The sequence below is a fragment of the Microbacterium sp. ZW T2_14 genome (genome assembly GCF_044987405.1).
Taxonomy (GTDB): Bacteria; Actinomycetota; Actinomycetes; order Actinomycetales; family Microbacteriaceae; genus Microbacterium.
Window position 1 is genome coordinate 1 of record NZ_JBJDRK010000035.1, and the last position, 19,493, is coordinate 19,493.

At 70.4% G+C, this 19,493-nt stretch carries 19 protein-coding genes; 13 read left to right on the forward strand and 6 right to left on the reverse strand.

The window, feature by feature from the left end; translation table 11 throughout:
• Positions 1-724 (forward strand): ABC transporter ATP-binding protein (locus ACI3KY_RS12655; protein ID WP_404930525.1); only part of this gene is annotated, 724 nt, incomplete at its 5' end.
• A complete protein-coding gene (locus tag ACI3KY_RS12660; RefSeq protein WP_404930526.1) occupies positions 721-1,527 on the forward strand; it encodes an energy-coupling factor transporter transmembrane component T family protein in 807 nt (268 codons plus the stop codon). The genes ACI3KY_RS12655 and ACI3KY_RS12660, both read left to right, overlap by 4 nt.
• Positions 1,528-1,546: 19 nt before the next feature.
• Here ACI3KY_RS12660 and ACI3KY_RS12665 read toward each other — a convergent pair whose 3' ends face one another.
• From ACI3KY_RS12665 to ACI3KY_RS12675, 3 genes are all read right to left on the reverse strand, one after another.
• Positions 1,547-2,068, reverse strand: coding sequence for an SRPBCC domain-containing protein (locus tag ACI3KY_RS12665; protein WP_404930527.1), 522 nt, complete (start codon positions 2,066-2,068; stop codon positions 1,547-1,549).
• The gene (locus tag ACI3KY_RS12670; RefSeq protein ID WP_404930528.1) at positions 2,065-2,790 is read right to left on the reverse strand and encodes a phosphotransferase; all 726 of its coding nucleotides are present in this window, start codon (positions 2,788-2,790) and stop codon (positions 2,065-2,067) included. Before ACI3KY_RS12670 ends, ACI3KY_RS12665 begins: the two co-directional genes overlap by 4 nt.
• A 105-nt stretch (positions 2,791-2,895) precedes the next feature.
• Positions 2,896-3,246, reverse strand: coding sequence for a DUF488 domain-containing protein (locus tag ACI3KY_RS12675; RefSeq protein WP_404930529.1), 351 nt, complete (start codon positions 3,244-3,246; stop codon positions 2,896-2,898).
• Positions 3,247-3,393: 147 nt separating this feature from the next.
• On the opposite strand from ACI3KY_RS12675, the gene ACI3KY_RS12680 reads away from it, so the two are divergent.
• The 9 genes from ACI3KY_RS12680 (at position 3,394) to ACI3KY_RS12720 (ending at position 13,902) form a co-directional block, all read left to right on the forward strand.
• Positions 3,394-4,170 (forward strand): SDR family NAD(P)-dependent oxidoreductase, encoded by a 777-nt coding sequence (locus ACI3KY_RS12680; RefSeq protein ID WP_404930530.1) that lies wholly within the window; start codon positions 3,394-3,396, stop codon positions 4,168-4,170.
• Positions 4,171-4,216: 46 nt separating this feature from the next.
• Positions 4,217-5,014: an enoyl-CoA hydratase/isomerase family protein gene (locus ACI3KY_RS12685; protein ID WP_404930531.1), complete on the forward strand. Its 798-nt coding sequence runs from the start codon at positions 4,217-4,219 to the stop codon at positions 5,012-5,014.
• Positions 5,011-5,850 (forward strand): SDR family oxidoreductase, encoded by an 840-nt coding sequence (locus ACI3KY_RS12690; protein ID WP_404930532.1) that lies wholly within the window; start codon positions 5,011-5,013, stop codon positions 5,848-5,850. Before ACI3KY_RS12685 ends, ACI3KY_RS12690 begins: the two co-directional genes overlap by 4 nt.
• Positions 5,851-5,906: 56 nt before the next feature.
• On the forward strand, positions 5,907-6,293 hold the full coding sequence (locus ACI3KY_RS12695; protein WP_404930533.1) for a VOC family protein: 387 nt from the start codon (positions 5,907-5,909) through the stop codon (positions 6,291-6,293).
• Between the two features lie 388 nt (positions 6,294-6,681).
• Positions 6,682-7,983, forward strand: coding sequence for an extracellular solute-binding protein (locus ACI3KY_RS12700; protein WP_194412609.1), 1,302 nt, complete (start codon positions 6,682-6,684; stop codon positions 7,981-7,983).
• Between the two features lie 81 nt (positions 7,984-8,064).
• On the forward strand, positions 8,065-9,042 hold the full coding sequence (locus ACI3KY_RS12705; protein ID WP_404930534.1) for a carbohydrate ABC transporter permease: 978 nt from the start codon (positions 8,065-8,067) through the stop codon (positions 9,040-9,042).
• Positions 9,035-9,841 (forward strand): carbohydrate ABC transporter permease, encoded by an 807-nt coding sequence (locus tag ACI3KY_RS12710; protein WP_404930535.1) that lies wholly within the window; start codon positions 9,035-9,037, stop codon positions 9,839-9,841. The genes ACI3KY_RS12705 and ACI3KY_RS12710 overlap by 8 nt, the downstream gene beginning before the upstream one ends.
• Complete coding sequence (locus ACI3KY_RS12715; protein ID WP_404930536.1) at positions 9,838-12,897, forward strand: glycoside hydrolase family 2 TIM barrel-domain containing protein; 3,060 nt, start codon at positions 9,838-9,840, stop codon at positions 12,895-12,897. The genes ACI3KY_RS12710 and ACI3KY_RS12715 overlap by 4 nt, the downstream gene beginning before the upstream one ends.
• Positions 12,898-13,902: a LacI family DNA-binding transcriptional regulator gene (locus ACI3KY_RS12720; RefSeq protein WP_404930537.1), complete on the forward strand. Its 1,005-nt coding sequence runs from the start codon at positions 12,898-12,900 to the stop codon at positions 13,900-13,902.
• A 10-nt stretch (positions 13,903-13,912) separates the two neighbouring features.
• Here ACI3KY_RS12720 and ACI3KY_RS12725 read toward each other — a convergent pair whose 3' ends face one another.
• The 3 genes from ACI3KY_RS12725 to ACI3KY_RS12735 all read right to left on the reverse strand — a co-directional run bounded on the left by ACI3KY_RS12725 (position 13,913) and on the right by ACI3KY_RS12735 (position 16,143).
• Complete coding sequence (locus ACI3KY_RS12725; RefSeq protein WP_404930538.1) at positions 13,913-14,806, reverse strand: HAD family hydrolase; 894 nt, start codon at positions 14,804-14,806, stop codon at positions 13,913-13,915.
• Positions 14,806-15,444: a LysE family translocator gene (locus ACI3KY_RS12730; RefSeq protein ID WP_404930539.1), complete on the reverse strand. Its 639-nt coding sequence runs from the start codon at positions 15,442-15,444 to the stop codon at positions 14,806-14,808. The genes ACI3KY_RS12725 and ACI3KY_RS12730 overlap by 1 nt, the downstream gene beginning before the upstream one ends.
• Positions 15,445-15,642: 198 nt before the next feature.
• Entirely contained in the window at positions 15,643-16,143 is a 501-nt protein-coding gene (locus tag ACI3KY_RS12735) for a GNAT family N-acetyltransferase (RefSeq protein ID WP_404930540.1), read from the reverse strand.
• Positions 16,144-16,281: 138 nt separating this feature from the next.
• Between ACI3KY_RS12735 and rlmN the strand changes: the two genes are divergently transcribed.
• Together rlmN and ACI3KY_RS12745 are read left to right on the forward strand one after the other, a co-directional pair.
• Positions 16,282-17,523, forward strand: coding sequence for a 23S rRNA (adenine(2503)-C(2))-methyltransferase RlmN (gene rlmN, locus ACI3KY_RS12740; RefSeq protein WP_404930541.1), 1,242 nt, complete (start codon positions 16,282-16,284; stop codon positions 17,521-17,523).
• A gap of 63 nt (positions 17,524-17,586) precedes the next feature.
• Positions 17,587-19,236, forward strand: coding sequence for a DUF4407 domain-containing protein (locus ACI3KY_RS12745; protein ID WP_404930542.1), 1,650 nt, complete (start codon positions 17,587-17,589; stop codon positions 19,234-19,236).
• Positions 19,237-19,493 lie beyond the last annotated feature (257 nt).

A 19,493-nucleotide genomic window follows, 5' to 3' on the forward strand; every position in this document is an offset into this window, starting at 1 on the left:
GGCGGCATCCGCTCTCTCGATCTCTCGCGACGGACGCACCGTCGTGCGGGCCGGGCTCGATCTCGCCGTGCCGCGCGGCGCCGCGACGGTGATCACCGGACCGAACGGCGCCGGCAAGTCCACGCTCGCCCTCACCCTCGCAGGGCTGCTGCCCGAGGCCGCGGGTGAGGTGGTGGCCGCGGTGGAGCTCGCCGGCCGCTCGGGCCGCCGGCCGTCGCGCTGGTCGTCCCGCGAGCTGCTCACGCGCATCGGGACGGTGTTCCAGGAGCCGGAGCACCAGTTCCTGGCCTCGACCGTGCGGGACGAGCTCGCGATCGGGCCGCGGTCGCGCGGCGTCGACGCGGGAGCGATCGACGCGATCGTCGGCGAACTGCTCGAGCGCCTGCACCTCGCGCCTCTCGCGGCGGCCAACCCGTTCACGCTGTCGGGCGGCCAGAAGCGGCGGCTCTCGGTCGCGACCGTGCTCGCCGACGCGCCGCCGGTCATCGTGCTCGACGAACCCACGTTCGGGCAGGACCGCCGCGGCTGGATCGAGCTCGTGCAGCTGCTGCAGTCCGAGATCGCCGCCGGCACCACCGTCGTCGCCGTCACGCACGACGAGGACGTGCTGCGCCACCTCGGCGGCCACCGCATCGATCTCGGCACCGGTCCCTCGCTCCCGCAGCTCCCGCAGCTCCCACTCGAAGCGCCGGGTCGGGTGCGGCCGGTGGGGGTGCGCTCGTGACCGCCGTCGACGCGCGTGCCGGCACCGAGGGTGTCGAGACCGAGAGGTCGGCGTGGCTGGACGGCGTCAACCCCGTCACGAAGATCGTGCTGGCGCTGCTGCTGTCGGTGCCGCTGCTCGCGTCGATCGACGTGACGAGCGCCCTCGTGGCCATCGCGCTTCAGCTCCTGTGCATCCCGTTGACGGGCCTCGCCGCCCTGACGGTGCTGAAGCGGATGCTGCCCATCCTGGTCTTCGCGCCGATCGCAGGCGTCAGCATGCTGCTGTACGCCGAACCGGGCGGAACCGTCTACTGGTCGTTCTGGTACGCCACGATCAGCGACGACTCGATCGCTCTGGCGGTGGCGGTGTGCGTCCGCGTGCTCGCCCTCGCGCTGCCGACGATCCTGCTGTTCGGCCGCACCGACCCCACGGAGCTCGCCGACGCCCTCGCGCAGGTCGCGAAGCTGCCCAGCCGCTTCGTGCTCGGGGTGCTCGCCGGCACCCGCACGCTGGGGCTCTTCCTCGACGACTGGCGCAGCATGGGCCTCGCGCGCCGCGCGCGGGGCGTGGGCGACAGCGGAGCGATCCGGCGCTTCTTCTCGATGGCGTTCGTGCTGCTCGTCTTCGCCGTGCGACGCGGCACCAAGCTCGCGATGGCGATGGAGGCGCGGGGCTTCGGGTCCGGCATCCCGCGCACCTGGTCACGTCCCTCGCGGCTGCACCCTCGCGACCTGGTCGCAGTGCTCGGCGCCGCGGCGATCATGGCCCTGGCGATCGCCGCCGCGGTGGCGGCCGGCACCTTCCGCTTCGTCTGGTCCTGAGTCCGGTCCGGCTGCCGTGTCAGTCGGCGGCGACGAGCCGCTCGTACGCGGGCTGCAGGGCGGGGAAGTAGTCGTCCCAGGCCACGGTGTCGGCATCGAGACCCGCCTGGGCCGCGACGAGCCGGTCGAGGTAGTACTCCCAGCCCGGACCGATCGAGCCGACGTCCTCACCGGGGTTCAGCCGCTGGCCGAAGGTGAGCACGGTGTCACCGGGAACCTCCTCGGCGAGCTCGAACCACAGATGCCACGCGCCGCCTGCCGCCGACGTGTCCCCCGCGAAGCGGCGGGGACGATCGCACTCGAGGATCGTGTACTCCTCGGGCGCGGCATCCTGGCTCTCCGACGTCATGAAGAACGTGACCTTCCCGCTCGCCGGATCGCCCTCCCACCGGCCGATCCAGCGCTCGAGCCGTGCCGACTCGGTGAGCTCCCGCCAGATCTCGTCCGCGGTCGCGCGGAAGCGCCGCAGGATCACCAGGTTCGGATGCCCGTCGATCTTGCAGACGGTGCCGGTGATCGAGGGGCCGTTGTTCTCGGTCATGTCGCGTTCCAGAGGTCTCGGTAGTACGACAGACGCTCGCGGTCGGGTTCGACCCCGTACGCCTCGATGAGCGCGTCCTCCCATCCCTCGCCATAGTTCCACGTCGTCGACATCGACGCCACGGCGATGTCCGCCCACCGGTCGCCGAGGCCGAGGGCTCCGAAGTCGACGTGCCCGCTCCAGCGGCCGTCGTCGCCGATGAGCGTGTTGGGGCAGCAGGCGTCGGCGTGGCACACCACGAGCCGGTCGACGCGGGGCGGCTCGCGCAGTGCATCGGGAACACGGATGCCGCGGCCCTCCGCATTCGCGATGCGCGAGGGCACGCGCCAGTCGAACGGGCAGTCCTCCACCGGCAGAGCGTCGTGCAGGGCTCGGAGCCCCTCACCGACGGCGCGGACGGCGACGGCGGGTTCGGCCACCCACCGCGGATCGACCGCGGACGAACCCGGGATCGCGGCCGTCGCCATCCACTCGTGGGTGTCGTCGCCACCCACCTCGAGCAGCGGCGGCACGCGGGCGTAGGGCGCTGCCCACGCCAGGCGCGCGGCCTCGCCGGCGAACGAGGACTCGGCGTTGCGCGGACCGTGCTTGAGGAAACGGCCGTCGTCGGTGCGGAACGTCACGCCGCCGTAGTCGTTGCGCCAGACCGGCGTCAGAGCAGCGCCGCGCGCGAGATCGCGGACCTGCGGAGGGATCTCGACGTCGTCTACCGGGATCGTCACCGTCCTATCCTGCCCGGTGCGTCCTCTGCTGGCCTGTCACGATCTGTTTTGCTACCGCACACTTCGTGGCAGGCGAGCGGCCAAGAGGGAGCGGCCCGGGGCAGCTCAGGGCGCGAGCGCCTCGCGCAGGATCAGCGTGTGGTTGTGCTCCTCGTCGGCGACCGCGTGCAGGAGCGTGACCACCGCGTGCGACGCGAGCTCGGTGCGCAGCGCCGCGACGGCGGCGCGGGCGGAACCCGCGAGCTCGGCGCGGTAGGCGGACGCGAAGTCGTCCCACGACAGGCCGTCGTGGTGGAAGGCCTTCCGCAGAGCCGTCGAGGGTGCCACGTCCTTCGCCCACAGATCCAGCTCGGCGCGCTCCTTCGACAGGCCGCGCGGCCACAGCCGATCGACGAGCACGCGGAACCCGTCGTCGGTCGCCGGTTCGTCGTACACCCGCTTCAGCCGGATCTCCATGCGCCCATCCAACCGCTTCCCGCGGGCCTTGTCTGCGGTGGGCGGGCCGCCTGGTCGCTAGCCTGGATGCCGCGGGCCGCCGTGCGCTGCGCGGTGGGACGCAGTTCCACGTATTGTGGGACGCGATACCAGTTCGAAGGAGAACGCATGGACCTCACCGGTGCCTCCGCGCTCGTCACCGGCGGTGCGAGCGGCCTCGGCCTCGCCACGGCCCGTCGCCTCGCCGCAGCCGGTGCGGCCGTCACGATCGTCGACCTTCCGACCTCAGCCGGCGCCGACATCGCCGCAGAACTCGGCGGCTCGTTCGCGCCCGCCGACGTCACCGACGCGGAGCAGGTGGCTGCCGCGGTCGCGGCGGCCGCGGCATCCGGTCCCCTTCGTGTCGTGGTGAACTGCGCCGGCATCGCGCCGCCCGCCAAGGTGCTCGACCGCGACGGCAACCCGTCACCGCTCGAGGGCTTCGAGCGGATCGTGCGCGTCAACCTCATCGGCACCTACAACGTCATCGCCCAGGCCTCCGCCGTGATGGCGAAGACGGAGCCGACTGCCGACGGCGACGGCTCGGCAGGGGAGCGGGGGGTCATCGTCAGCACCGCCAGCGTCGCGGCGTTCGATGGACAGATCGGCCAACCCGCGTACGCGGCATCGAAGGGGGGCGTGCACGCCATGACCCTGCCGATCGCGCGCGAGCTCGCTCGCTACGGCATCCGCGTCGTGACGGTCGCCCCCGGCATCATGGAGACCCCGATGCTGATGGGCCTCCCGCAGGCCGCGCAGGACTCGCTCGGCGAGCAGGTGCCCTTCCCGCAGCGCCTCGGCAGGCCGGACGAGTACGCGCGCCTGGTGATGTCGATCGTCGACAACGGCTACCTCAACGGCGAGACGATCCGTCTCGATGGGGCTATCCGGATGGCTCCCCGCTGACCCGCCATCCATGGCACCCACGCAGGCCCGAGACCCCAGGAGACCCATGAGCGACTCGATCATCGTCACCCGCGACGGCGCCCTCGCGCGCGTCACCTTCAACCGGCCCGCGTTCCTCAACGCGATGGGCTTCGAGATGGGCCGCCGATGGCGTGACGTCGCGCACGAGCTCACGTCCGACGACTCGGTCGGGGCCGTGATCCTGGATGCCGCAGGCCCGGCCTTCTGCGCGGGCGGCGACGTGCTCGAGATGGCGACGTCGGGCGCCTCGGGCGCCGACGTCACCGGCGCCGCGCACACGATCCATGACGGCATCCGCACGTTCGTCGAGTCCGACAAGCCGATCGTCGCGGCGGTGCAGGGCGCGGTGGCGGGCGGCGGCCTGGGGCTCATGCTCGCTGCCGACTACATCGTCGCGGCCGACCACGCCAAGTTCGTGAGCAAGTACGCCAACATCGGGCTGACGCCCGACCTGGGCGTCTCGACGCTGCTGCCGGCCGCCGTCGGCCAGCGCCGGGCGCTCCAGCTGCTGCTGCAGGACCTCACGATCGACGCCGAGACGGCGCTGGACTGGGGCCTCGTCACCGAGGTGGTGCCCGCGGCCGAGGTCGCCGGCCGTGCCGAAGCGGTCGCGCGGTTCTGGCTCGACAACGCGACCGGCGCCTTCGGCCAGGCCAAGCGGCTCGTCCGCACCGGTGCCGGTCGGTCGTTCGCCGAGAACCTCGACGACGAAGCCGCCTCGATCGGCGCCCGCTTCGACACCGACGATGCCCGGGCGCGCGTCGCGGCCTTCGCCGCGGCATCCGCCAAGTCCCGTACCCGACCCGAGGAGAACCCGAGATGAGCGACACGTCCCTGGCCGGCAAGACCATCCTGATGTCGGGCGGCAGCCGTGGCATCGGCCTCGCGATCGCGCTCCGCGCGGCCCGCGACGGCGCCAACGTCGCGCTGCTGGCCAAGACCGATACGCCGCATCCGAAGCTCGAGGGCACCGTGCACTCGGCGGCCGAGCAGATCCGCGCGGCCGGCGGGAACGCCCTGCCCATCGTCGGCGACGTGCGCAACGACGACGACGTCACCGAGGCGGTGCTCAAGACGCAGGGCGAGTTCGGTGGCATCGACATCGTCGTCAACAACGCGTCGGTGATCGACCTGTCGCGCTCGCTCGAGCTCGACGCCAAGAAGTACGACCTGATGCAGGACGTCAACGTCCGCGGCACGTTCATGCTCTCGCGCGCCGCCATCCCGATCCTGAAGGATGCCGCGAACCCGCACATCCTCTCGCTCTCGCCGCCCCTCAACCTGTCGCCGAAGTGGCTCGGCGGCCACACCGGCTACACGCTCGCGAAGTACGGCATGACGATGGCGACGCTGGGGCTCGCGGCGGAGTTCGCGTCGGCCGGCATCGCCGCCAACACGCTGTGGCCGCGCACGACCATCGCGACCGCGGCCGTGCAGTTCGCGCTCGGCGGCGACCGCATGATGAAGGTCAGCCGTACGCCCGACATCTACGCCGACGCAGCGTACGAGGTGCTGACCCGCCCGGCGCGCGAGTACACCGGCCAGACGCTCATCGTCGAGGACGTGCTGGAAGCGGCCGGCGTCACCGACTTCTCGGGGTACGCGGCGGTCCCCGGAACCCCCGACTCGGCCCTGTTCCCCGACATCTTCCTGGACTGAGCACTCCCTTTCTGACCCCGTGGTATCGCCGACCGGGCGGACGTAGGGTGGGCTCCATGGGGGTACGGAGCCTGTTCCCGATCCTGCTGGCGCGAGATCTTCCGGGACTCGTGCGGTTCTACGAGAGCGCGCTGGGCGCGACCGTGGCGTATCGGTTCGGCAGCGGCGACGAGGACGACTACGTCTCGCTGCAGGTCGGCGAGACCTCGCTGGGCATCGGCCGCGATCCCGACGCGCTTCCGCCGTCGGTGGGCGACCGCGTCGCGCTGTGGTTCTACGTCGATGACGTGGATGCGACGTACGCCGCATGGCTGGGCGCCGGTGGGCGGGCCGATCAGGCGCCCGCCGACATGCCCTGGGGCGAGCGCGTCGCGCAGGTGCGCGACCCCGGCGGCACCCTCGTCAACCTCGGGATGGAAGCGCCCGCAGCAGCGTCCAGCTGACCGCGAGTGAGCGCACGGCCGCGGTGTCGGTCTGACGCCCCGTGCGCGCACCGGAGCGCGCCTGATCCCCACGCCGTGCCCGCCGCGGGGCGCTCCGCGGTACCTGTGCGGCGCGCGCGCGGAAAGTAACGAATCCGCGTGAACACTGGCGTGGTGACGTTACCAGTGTTACCGTTCCCTCGGACTCAGAAGCTGATGTGCTCGCCGGAGAGCGCAGGGGATGCGATGTTGCATCCGCCAAGGATCTCCCGGAGCCATCTGCCTGTTCGGCGTGCGTTCCGACGTGCGCCGGCTGATCCGCCGACCCCCGTGCGGCACCATGCGCGGGCCACGTCGGACGCCGAGGCATCACTCGGCATCACGGAATCCACGGAAGGATCTGCACTCCATGAAACGCTCTGCGAAGCTCACCGCGGCGGCCCTCACCCTCACACTGCCCCTCGCCCTCTCACTGACGGCGTGCAGCGGGGGAGGCGACTCCGGCGGTGAAGGCGACGGTGACGAGAAGCTCACCGTCTGGACCTGGGACCCCGCGTTCAACATCTATGCGATGCAGGAGGCCGAGAAGGTCTACCAGGAGGACCACCCCGACTTCGAACTCGACATCGTCGAAGTGCCGTGGGACGACCTGCAGACGAAGCTCACCACCATCGCCCAGTCCCAGGCGTTCGACGAACTGCCCGACATCTTCCTGATGCAGAACAACGCATTCCAGAAGAACGGGCTGAACTATCCCGACCTGTTCTCGGACTTCAGCGACTCCGACATCGACTTCTCGGAATTCCCCAAGTCGGTCGTCGACTACTCCACCATCGACGACGTCAACTACGGCGTGCCGTTCGACGCCGGCACGGCGGTCACCGCGCTGCGCACCGATGTCCTCGCCGAGGCCGGCTACACGGTCGACGACTTCACGGACATCACGTGGGACCAGTACCTCACGATCGGCAAGGACGTCCTCGCCAAGACGGGTCAGCCGCTGCTGTCGGGACAGGCCGGCTCCGCTGACATCCCGATGATGATGCTGCAGTCCGCCGGCGCCAGCCTGTTCGACGACGAGGGCAACCCCACCATCGTCGACAACGATGCGCTGGAGGCGGCGATCGACGTCTACACCCAGCTCGTCGACGCGGGCGTGCTCATCGAGGTCAACTCGTGGGACGAGTACATCGGCACGATCGTCAACGGCAACGTCGGAGGCACGATCAACGGCATCTGGATCGTGGGTTCGATCCAGACCGCTGACGACCAGGCCGGCAACTGGGGGATCACCAACCTCCCGAAGCTCGACACGATCTCCGGCGCGACGAACTACTCGGCCAACGGCGGCTCGTCGTGGGCGATCTCGTCGACCGCCGATGTCGACCTCGCGTCCGACTTCCTCGGGGCGACGTTCGCCGGCTCCACGGAGCTGTACGACACGATCCTGCCGAAGGCCGGCGCGGTCGCGAACTGGACCCCGGCGGGCGACAGCGACGTGTACAACGAGCCGAGCGAGTTCTTCGGCGGGCAGGCGATCTTCGCCGACGTGGTCTCCTTCGGCCCCGAGGTGCCGTCGAACAACACCGGCGCGTACTACTACGAGGCCCGCGACGCGGTGAGCACCGCCATGACGCAGATCATGGGCGGCACCGACACGGCCACGGCTCTCGCCGAGGCGCAGGCCAACGTCGAGTTCGCGATGGAGTAAGCGGGACGGATCGTCCGGCCGGGCGGCGGTGACGCCGCCCGGCCGACGGTCAGCGATGCTTCCCACCGCCCGAGGAAAGAGATGACACCCGTGGCCTCCGACGCGAAGACGCGCACGAAGACACCGCGACGGAACGATCCGCCGCCCCTGCCCAACTACATCGGCGACCGCAAGCCCTGGCTGAATCCCGCCCGTCGCCGCAGCCTGACCGGCTGGGGCTTCCTGCTCCCGGCCGCCCTGCTCATCCTCTTCATGAGCTTCATCCCGATGGCGCAGGCGTTCGTCCTGTCGCTGCAGACCGGTCGCGGCACGCGGCTCGAGTTCGCGGATCCGCTCTGGTACAACTACCAGCGCATGCTGAGCGACGATGTCTTCAGGCTGACGCTCACCAACACCTTCCTGTACCTGATCATCCAGGTGCCGATCATGCTCGCGCTCGCACTGGTGCTGGCGAATCTGCTGAACAACCCCAAGCTGAAGTTCAAGGGGCTGTGGCGGACGGCGATCTTCCTGCCGTGCGCCGTGTCGCTGGTGTCGTACTCGCTGGTGTTCCGCACGCTCTTCGCCGGCGACGGCTTCGTCAACGACATGCTGACGGGCATCGGCCTCATCGACGGCCCGATCAACTGGCTCGGCCAGGCCGACACCGCCCGCTTCGTGATCATCCTCGGGCTGCTGTGGCGCTGGACCGGGTACAACATGGTCTTCTATCTCGCCGCTCTGCAGAACATCGACCATTCGAGCATCGAGGCCGCCCGCATGGACGGCGCCAACGCGTTCCAGACGTTCTGGTACGTCACCATCCCGCAGCTGAAGCCCATGATCGTGCTGACCGCGATCCTGTCCATCAACGGCACCCTGCAGATGTTCGACGAGTCCTGGGCGCTGACGCAGGGCGGCCCCGCCCACCAGACCATGTCGATGGCGCACTACCTCTATGAGGTGTCGTTCCAGAAGAACCCGAACTTCGGCTACGCCGCGGCGATCTCCTACGTGATCCTGATGCTCGTCGCCATCCTCTCGTTCATCCAGATGAAGGTCGGTGACAAGCGTGACTAAGCTCCGCAGCCTTCCCGGATACGCCCTGCTGGCGGTCTGGGCACTGTTCTCGGTGTTCCCGCTCTACTTCATGGTGGTCTCGGCCACCAACACGAGCAAGGACGTCCTCTCCTCGCGGATGCTGCCCGGCGCGGCGCTGCTGGAGAACCTCACCGTGCTGTTCTCGACGCAGAACGTGGTCGGTGCGATGACGAACTCGTTCCTCATCGCCGTGGGCACCACGCTGCTCGCGCTGACGGTGTGCTCGATCGCCGGGTACGGGTTCGAGGTCTATCACTCGCGGGGCAAGGACGTCGTCATGGCGGTCCTGCTGCTGGCGATCATGATCCCGTTCGCCGCGACGATGATCCCGCTGTTCCAGCTGTTCGCACGGGTCGGAATGGTGAACTCGCTCTGGGCGGTCGTCATCCCGATGATCTCGACGCCGTTCCTGATCCTGCTGTTCCGCCAGGCATCGCGGTCGTTCCCGCACGAGCTGATCGAGGCGGCGCGCATCGACGGCCTCAGCGAGCTCTCGATCTTCGCGCGCATCTACGTCCCGACGATGCGGTCGACCTTCGCGGCGGGCGCCGTGATCACGTTCATGATGGCGTGGAACAACTTCCTCTGGCCCAAGGTCATCCTGGTCAACAACAGCGTGCTCACGATGCCGATGCTCACGGCGAACATCAGCGCCGGCTACGTCACCGACTACGGGGTGCTCATGCTCGCGGTGCTGCTGTCGTCGCTGCCGACGATGATCATCTTCCTCCTGCTGCAGCGGCAGTTCGCGCAGGGGATCACGGGGGCGGTCAAGTGACGCTGGACACGATCGACAGGGCGGATGCCGGCTCCCGCGACGATGACGCCGCGTTCGACGCCGCACGCATCGCCGATCCCCGCTTCGTGCGGGAGAACCGCCGCCCCGCGCACTCGGATCACCGCTGGTTCCGCTCGGCGGAGGAGGCGGCCGACGGTCGCAGCGGATATGAGCAGTCGCTGAGCGGCCGGTGGAAGATCCACTACGCGAAGAATCCAGCCGCCGCGCCGGCGGGGTTCTTCGACCCGGGCTATGACTGCGAGAGCTGGGACGACATCCCCGTGCCGGCGCACATCCAGTTGCACGGCTACGACCGCCCTCAGTACGTCAACGTGCAGTACCCGTGGGACGGCGTGGAGGAGATCGCACCGGGACAGGTGCCCGCGCGCTACAACCCGGTGGCCTCGTACGTGAAGAGCTTCGTGCTGGATCGCCCGCTCGAGACCGGCGAGACGGTGAGCGTGAGCTTCCTCGGCGCCGAGAGCGCGATCGCCGTCTGGCTGAACGGCCGGTACCTCGGCTACGCGACCGACAGCTTCACGCCGTCGGAGTTCGACCTGACCGGCGCGCTCGTCGAGGGCGAGAACAAGCTCGCGGCGCAGGTCTTCAAGTTCTCGAGCGGTTCGTGGCTCGAAGATCAGGACTTCTTCCGCTTCTCGGGGCTGTTCCGCGACGTCGTGCTCCATCGCCGGCCGGCGGTGCACGTCGAGGACATCCGGGTCGATGTGGACCTCGCACCCGGCAACCAGGTCGCCGACGTGGCCCTGCGCGTCGACCTGCGCGGCGACGGACGGGTGCGCGCCCGCATCGACGGGGTCGGCGAGCTCGAGGATCGCGGAGACGGCGGCTTCGGCATCCGTCTCCAGAATCCGAGGCTGTGGAGCCCGGAGCATCCGGCGCTGTACGACGTCGAGATGGAGGTGCGCGACGGCGACGGATCGCTCGTCGAGGTCATCGTGCAGCGGGTCGGCGTGCGGCGTTTCGCGATCGAGGACGGGCTGCTGTCGCTCAACGGACGACGCGTGGTGTTCCTCGGCGTGAACCGTCACGAATTCGGCCTGGCCGGACGCGTCCAGACGGCCGCCGAGATCGAGTCCGACATCCTGCTCCTCAAAGCCGCCGGTGTGAACGCGGTGCGCACGAGCCACTATCCGAACAGCACCGCGTTCTATCACCTCGCCGACCGGCACGGGCTCATGGTGATCGACGAGATGAACCTCGAGAGCCATGGCGTGTGGGACCGCATCCGCAAGCTCGGTGCGCCGATCGAAGAGGCGGTCCCCGGCGACCGCCCCGAGTGGCTGCCCGCCCTGCTCGACCGCGCGGCCAGCATGTACGAGCGCGACAAGAACCACCCGAGCGTCGTGATGTGGTCGTGCGGCAACGAGTCGTACGGGGGCACCAACCTGCGCGACGTCGCGGCGTACTTCCGCGAGGTCGACACGCGCCCCGTGCACTACGAAGGGGTGCACTGGGATCCGCGGCACGAAGAGACGACGGATGTCGTCAGCCAGATGTACACGCCCGCGGCCGAGGTCGAGGAGTTCCTGCGTGAGCACCGCGAGAAGCCGTTCATCCTGTGCGAGTACGCCCACGCGATGGGCAACTCCTTCGGCGCCGTCGACGAGTACATCGAACTCGCCTACCGTGAGCCGCTGTTCCAGGGCGGCTTCATCTGGGACTTCGCCGATCAGGCGATCGCGCTGACCGACCGGTACGGCAAGGAGTACTTCGGCTACGGCGGAGACTTCGGCGATGCGCCGAACGACGGCGAGTTCTGCGGCAACGGCATCTTCTTCACCGACCACACGCCGACGCCCAAGCTGCAGGAGGTCGCATACGTCTATCAGGGCCTGCGCATCCGCATCGACGACGACGCCATGACGGTGCACAACCGGCTGATGGCGACGTCCAGCGCGGCCTACCGATGTGTCGTGACGCTCGCGCGCGAGGGCGAGGTGCTGCGCCAGGCAGAGGTCGAGACCGACATCGCGGCCGGCGAGACGGGCACGGTCGCCCTTCCGCTCGCCGTCCCGGCAGCGCCGGGGGAGTACACGATCGACGTCTCGTTCCGGCTGCGGTCCGCGACCGCGTGGGCGCCAGAGGGCCATGAGGTCGCCCGCGAGCAGCGGGTGGTCCGGGTCCAGTCGCCGGCGGCGGTCGTGGCAGCGCCTGCGCCGGAGCTCGTCCGTGGCGCGCACAACATCGGTGTGCGCGGTGCCGGCTTCAGCGTGCTGTTCTCGACCCTGTACGGCGGACTCGCCTCGTACCGCTTCGGGATGACCTCCGACGGCGGGCGCGAGCTCTTGACGTCCATGCCCCGTCCCCACTTCTGGCACGCGCCCACCGCGAACGAACGCGGGTGGGAGGCGCCGTTCGAGGACGGGCAGTGGCTGCTCGCGAGCCGCTACGGCCGGGTGCGCGACCCGTTGACGAGCACACGGGTCGAGACCGATGAGACCTCGGTGACCGTGACCCTGTCGTACGAGCTGCCCACCCGTCCGGCGACGACGTGCGACGTCGCGTACCGTGTCGACGGCGCCGGCCGGGTCGAGGTGACCCAGACCCTGCACCTCGTCGACGGGCTGCCGAGCCTCCCCGAGTTCGGGATGCTGCTGACGACGCTGCCCGAGTTCCGCCGGCTGCGGTGGTACGGCGACGGACCGGAGGAGTGCTACGTCGATCGTCGCGGCGGCGCCCGGCTGGGCGTATACGATCGCGACGTGACGACGGAGCTGACGCCCTACCTGCGGCCGCAGGAGGCGGGGAGCCGCACCGGGGTTCGCTGGGCCGAGGTGACCGACGGCCGGGGTGTGGGCCTGCGTGTCGAGTCCCCCGACGGCATGGAGTTCTCGGCGCTGCCGTGGACACCCGATGAGGTGGAGAACGCACTGCATCACACCGAGCTGCCGCCGATCCACCGCACGGTGCTGCGCCCGGCGCTCATGCGGCGGGGCGTGGGCGGAGACGACTCGTGGGGTGCGCGCACGCTGGCGCAGTACCACCTGCCCACCAGCGGCGACCTCGCGTTCCGCTTCGCGTTCCGAGGGGTGTGAATGGCTGAACGCCGCACATCGCTGCGGGATGTCGCGCAGGCTGTCGGCGTCTCCGTGCAGACCGTGTCGCGCGTGGCGAACGGCGAGCCCAACGTGGCGCCGGAGAAGCGCCAGCTGATTCTGAGCACCATGCGCGAGCTCGGCTACCGGCCGAACGCCGCGGCGCGTGCCATCCGTCGCGGGTCGTTCCGCACCGTGGGTGTCGTCTACTACAACCTGCACTCGGTCGGCACGCACCGCTCGCTCGAGGCGATCTCGGAGCGGGCCGCCGAGAGCGGCTACGCCACGACGCTGATGCCGTTGGCCGCCACCTCCGGGCGGGCGGCCAACGGCGCCTTCACACGGCTGGGCGAGATGGCCGTCGACGTGCTCATCGTGATCCTGCCCGCGCCCTTCGGCGTGGACGAGACGCTGCAGCTGCCGGAGGGCGTGCCGACGGTGGTGCTCGGCCCGCCGCTGGTCGACGGCGTCGCCTCCGTCGACTTCGAACAGGACAGCGGGGCGCGCGAGGCGGTCGCACACCTGCTGGACCTCGGGCACGAGACGGTCCATCACATCACCGGCCCGTCCGCCTCGTTCTCCGCGGCGGCCCGGCATCGCGCGTGGCACGACCTGCTGACGGAGCGCGGACGGCTCGTGCCTCCGCCCCAGCCCGGCGACTGGAGTCCCGGCTCCGGGTACGAGGCGACCAGACGGCTGCTGCGCGACCAACGCCCGACCGCGATCCTCGCCGCGAACGACCAGATGGCGCTCGGTGCCTACCGGGCGATCATCGAGGCGGGCCTGCGCATCCCGGAGGACGTCTCGCTGGTCGGCTTCGACGACATCGACGAGGCAGAGATGTTCGCCCCGCCGCTGACCACCGTCCGCCAGGAATGGGCGCTGCTCGGTCGTGAGTCGCTGCGCGTGGCCCTGGAGATGGAGGGCGGTGCCGAGCCCGAGCACGTCCGGCTGCCGACGTGGCTGGTCGTGCGCGAGTCCACGGCGCCGCCGCGCGCCCGCTGACGGCCGGCGGTCAGATCAGCCCGAGCCGGCGCAGCGCGTTGGCGATGCCGTGGTCGAGCACGTCGGTCGTGACGAAGTCGGCGAGCTGCTTGAGCTCGGGCCGCGCGTTGCCCATGGCCACCGCGACGCCGCACACCTCGAACATCTCGACATCGTTCCAGCTGTCGCCGATGGCTACGGCATCCGCGGCATCCATTCCCAGATGCGCCAGCAGCAGCTCGATCGCCGAGCCCTTCGTCGTGCCGCGCTCACTGATCTCGCCGTTCGATCCGCCCGGCAGCGGCATGCTCCCCGGCACGATGAGGAACTCGTCGCCCAGGTCGGCACGCAGCTCGTCGAGGCCCTCCTCGTGGTCGCTGACGAACACGGCCTTGTCGATGCGGCTGAGGTCGGCCTCGTCCACGCTCGGGAACGTCCGCTGTGCGAGGCCGACGAGCGAGTCCTCCGGGCGCACCTCCTGGCCCGCCTGCACCCGGGCCTCGAGGGCGGCGGCATAGTCGCGCATCAGCTCGGCCATGTCATCGCTCGCGTAGACGCCGTCGCCGGTCTGGAGGAAATACCGGATGCCGCGACTGCGCAATGCGGTCAGCATGCGGTCGGCCGCCGCCGGTGAGAGCGGGCGCTCGGCGACCACCTGGTCCCCGGAGGTGACGAGGGCGCCCGAGTTCGTGACCGCGCCGTCGAAGCCGATCTCGGCGACCACCGGATGGATGTCGGCGGCCGAGCGGCCCGTGCTGAGGTACACCAGGTGTCCGGCCGCGCGGGCGGCGCGGACGGCGGCCGGCGTCGAGGGAGAGATGTGGGCGCCGTGCTCGAGGATCGTCCCGTCCACATCGAGGAAGACGATGCGCCGGCGGGCGGCCCGGGGCCGGGCCTCGGCATCCGTGGTCGTGGAAGAGTCCATCAGTGCTTGTTCCCGGTGAAGAGGAGGATGCCGCCGAGGCCGATCATCAGGCCGCCCCCGGTGGCCGACAGCGTCGAGATCCGCTTCGGGGAGCGGCCGAACCAGGTGCGGGCGCCGGCGGCGACGAGCGCCCAGATGCCGTCCGAGATCAGCGCGATCACGAAGAACACGAGTCCGAGCTCGATCATCTGCAGCGGCACCATGCCGGCGTTCAGATCGACGAACTGGGGGAGCACGGCGACGAAGAAGGCGATGGTCTTCGGGTTGGTCACCCCGACGACGAACCCCTCACCGAGCTGACGCCAGGCCGAGCGCGGCAGTGCGCCGCCGGTCGCCTGGGCCGCCGCCCGGCCACGGTGGCGGATCGCCTGCACGCCGAGATATATGAGGTAGAGGGCGCCGGCGACCTTGACGATGGTGAAGAGCACCAGCGACTGCGCGACGATGCCTCCGACGCCGATGGCCACGAGGCCGATGACGGGCAGCAGGCCGAGGGCGTTGCCGAGCACGCTGAGGGGCCCGCCGATCGGTCCGAGCGCGAGTGCGCGCCCGATCGTGAAGAGCACGCTCGGGCCGGGGATCACGATCAGCACGAGCGCGGCGAGCGTGAAGGCGAGCAGGTTCTCGAGCGGGACCACACCGCGAGCCTAGCCGCGGGCGTGGCGGGCGCGGGTGGCGTGGGGGCCGGCCGGCACGCCGCTCTTGTCAGACACCCGCGGCGACCGGAGCAGCGGCCGGGTGGCCTGCACCGTGCGCCGCCAGGTGGGACGCGGTGAAGCACTGCCTCGTGACGGTCGGGCCCTCGCCGACCTCGCGGCGGGAGAATCTCGCCTCCCTCACCGGCGCCGGAATCCGGCTCGTGTCAGCGGTTTGCGCAGGAAGACCTGTTCGGTGCCGTCGCCGGCCGGCACGCGCTGGGTCTCGGCATAGCCCACCCGTTCGTAGAGGCGCAGGTTCGCCTCGCTGAGCGAGCCGGTGAACAACTCGGCCTCGTTCGCACCGGCGGCGGCGCCACGGCGCTCGACGGCCGCCAGCAGGGCGCTGCCGACCCCCTCGCCGGCACGATCGGGCGCGATCGCGATGCGGCCGACCAGCAGCAGGTCGCCATCGACGCGCGCGCGGAGTGCGCCGACCAGGCGGGCGCCGTCGACGGCGACGACGCCGAGGTTCTCGGCCAGCTCGGCCTCGAGCTCCTCCAGCGTCTGGGTGAGGGGCGGCATGTCGGGCGTCCCGTAGATCAGCGCCTCCTGAACGAATGCCGCGCGCTGCAGCGTCAGCACCTCACCGGCGTCTGCGGGCTCGATCGGACGGATCGTCACGTCTGTGTCATCGCTCACGTCGTCAGGCTATGCGCGTCGCCCACGCGCCCGAGGGGGCTTGACGCGGGGACCAGAGCGCGGGCCAGGCAGCGCGGGACATCACGCCAGGCGGCGCGCATCGGCATCCGCCCAGGCGCGTCCCCTACCCTGGATTTCATGACCGATTCGCCCGTGCGCACGACCAAACCGAAGCAGGTGCGTCCGGCGACGGAGGGATGGACCCAGAAGAAGGATGCCGAAGGTCGGCCTCTTCTGCAGTTCGCCAGCCCCAAGCGGGGCAAGCCGCCGGTGCATCTGGCCGACTTCACCCCCGAGCAGCGCATCGAGAAGGTCAAGGAGCTGGGGCTTCCCGGCTTCCGGGCGAAGCAGCTCGAGAAGCACTACTTCCAGCACTGGACCCACAACCCCGCCGACATGACCGACCTCCCCGCCGAGGGCCGCGAGGAGTTCGTCCACGGCATGCTGCCGCCGCTGCTGACCGAGGTGCGGCGCCTCGAGACCGACCGCGGCGACACCATCAAGTTCCTGTGGAAGCTCCACGACGGCGCCCTCGTGGAGTCGGTGCTCATGCGCTACCCGGGCCGCATCACGCTGTGTGTCTCGAGCCAGGCCGGCTGCGGCATGAACTGCCCCTTCTGCGCCACCGGACAGGCAGGCCTCACCCGCAACATGTCGGCCGCCGAGATCATCGAGCAGATCGTGCGCGCCAACCGCCTCATCGCCGACGGCGGCCTGGGCGGCAAGAAGAAGGACGACCACTCCGCCGAGCGGGTGTCGAACATCGTCTTCATGGGCATGGGCGAGCCGCTGGCGAACTACGCGCGGGTGATGCAGGCGGTGCGGGTCATGACCGACAAGCAGCACGGCCTCGGCATGAGCGCCCGCGGCATCACGGTGTCGACGGTCGGGCTCGTGCCCGCGATCACGAAGCTCGCGAATGAGGACATCCCGGTGACCTTCGCCCTCTCGCTGCACGCGCCCGACGACAAGCTCCGCGACGAGCTCATCCCGGTCAACTCGCGCTGGAAGGTCGACGAGGCGCTCGACGCCGCACGCGCCTACTTCGACAAGACCGGACGCCGGGTGTCGATCGAGTACGCCCTCATCAAGGACATGAACGACCACGGCTGGCGGGCCGACCTCCTGGCCGAGAAGCTCAATGCGCGCGGTCGCGGCTGGGTGCACGTCAACCCCATCCCGCTCAACCCGACCCCCGGTTCGATCTGGACGGCGTCCGACGTGCCGGTGCAGAACGAGTTCGTCCGCCGGCTCAACGACGCGGGCATTCCGACGACCCTCCGCGACACCCGCGGCAAGGAGATCGACGGCGCCTGCGGGCAGCTGGTCGCCACCGAAGAGGACGAGGCGGTCGCCGCCGCCACGCCGCTCGAGGACTGACCACCGCCCCTGCGCAGCCTGAGACTCACCTGCCGCACAGGTTGTCCTGTCTAGGGTGTCGGGATGTCTTTCTCCGCACACCGACCGGGCCGGTTCGGCTCCGACGGCCGCATCGAGTTCGAGACGGACGACGAGGCGCGCGCCGAGGATCTGTATCTCGACGATGTGCGGGCCCAGCAGGCGGCCGGCGAGCCGCGTGACGACCGGGACGATGCCGACGGCCCGGATGACCCGTATCCGGTGACGCGCGATCTGCTCGAGGACGCTCTGGCGATGAACCCGACGCAGCCGGTCGCGGTGGTCCGCGATGAGTCCGCCGTGGATGACAGGGCGGCGGTGACGGAGCCGGAGGTGACCGGCGCGACCGCGCCGATCGGGGAGTGGGGCGCGGCGGCCGAGCCCGACGTGACCGCCGACGCGCCGGTCGCGGAGGAGTCCGAGCCGGAGCCCGGGTCGACGGAGGCTGCGCCTGCGGGCCGGGCGAAGCGCGCCACGCGCCGGCGCGAGCGCGGCGGGGGCTGGCGCCGGGTCGCGATCCTCGGCGGTGCCGACGGCTCCGTACTCGACGAGGTCCCCACCGAGACGCCGCGATTCGTGCAGATGTTCTTCGTGCTCGCCGGCACCGCCCTGGTCTCGGCGATCTCCATGATGTTCGCGCTCATGACCGGCGTGCGGGTGGCGACGTGGGTCGCGGTGCCGCTCGCGATCGTGTGGGCGCTCATCATCTTCAACCTCGACCGCTTCCTGACCTCGACGATGCGCTCCACGCGCAATGTCTGGCGCCTCATCGGGCTGGCGATCCCGCGCGTGATCATGGCCGCGATCATCGGCATCGTCGTCGCCGAGCCGCTCGTGCTGCAGGTGTTCCACAACGACATCGCGCGCGAGGTGACGGCCACCAACCTCGTGCAGGCGCAGTCCGATCAGGACGCCGTGACCTCCGGCCCCGAGAAGCAGGCACTGGATGCCGCGAGCGAGCGCGTCTCGGCCCTCGAGAGTCAGGCGGCCAGCGGTGTGGTGGCGGGCGCCGACACGACCTCCGGCGCGACGGCGTCGGCGCAGGCGACCGTCGACGATCTGACCGCCAAGCTCGCCGCCCAGCAGGCCGTCATCGATCAGGCGCGCGCCATCTACCAGTGCGAGCTCACCGGCCAGGGCGCCGGCGAGGTCGCGGGGTGCAGCGGCGTCGCCGGCGAGGGAGCGAGCTCCGGAGCCGCACAGGATCAGCTGGCCGCAGCCCAGTCGGCGTACGACGATCTGGCCGCCCAGCTGACCACCGCGCAGTCGGATCTCGCCGCCGCACAGGCGGCCGGCACGGCCGACGCGGGTGCGTCCGAAGCCCAGAACAAGAAGCAGGCCAAGGACGAGCTGCCCTCCGCTCGCGAGCAGTACGACGCGGCGCTGGCCGCATACAACGCCCGTGCCGCGGAGGTGGCGGGCGGAAACGCCGGAGCGACCGGGCTGCTGAGCCAGATCAGCGGTCTCGAGCGCCTGTCGCAGCGCGAGCCGACGCTGCTGTGGGCGCACGGGCTGATCGCCGCCCTGTTCTTCATGATCGAGCTGCTGCCGGTGCTCGTGAAGGTGCTGACCAGCTACGGCGACCCGACGCTGTACGAGAAGGCCGACGCGCTGCGGCGCCAGGTCGCCCTGGACCGCGTCACCGCCCGCAGCTGGCGGGAGCGCGCCGACATCGCGCAGGGCGGCCAGGCCTGAACCCCTGAGCTTCGGGGGACGGATGCCGGCGGCCGCGGCATCCGTCCCTCCTCAGCCGTGCGCCAGTGGCGTGGTGGCACGCGATATATCGTGTTAGAGTGACCGGCGGGCGTCCGGGAACGCCCTCAGCCTTCGTCGTTCGCCCTCCGTGAACGTGACTGCCGCGATGTCGGCGCTGCGTGCAATGGTGGGTCGGCACCCATGGACACCGCATCAGGCGGTGCTTCGTCATGGCCTCGTCACTTCTGGGAGAAGTC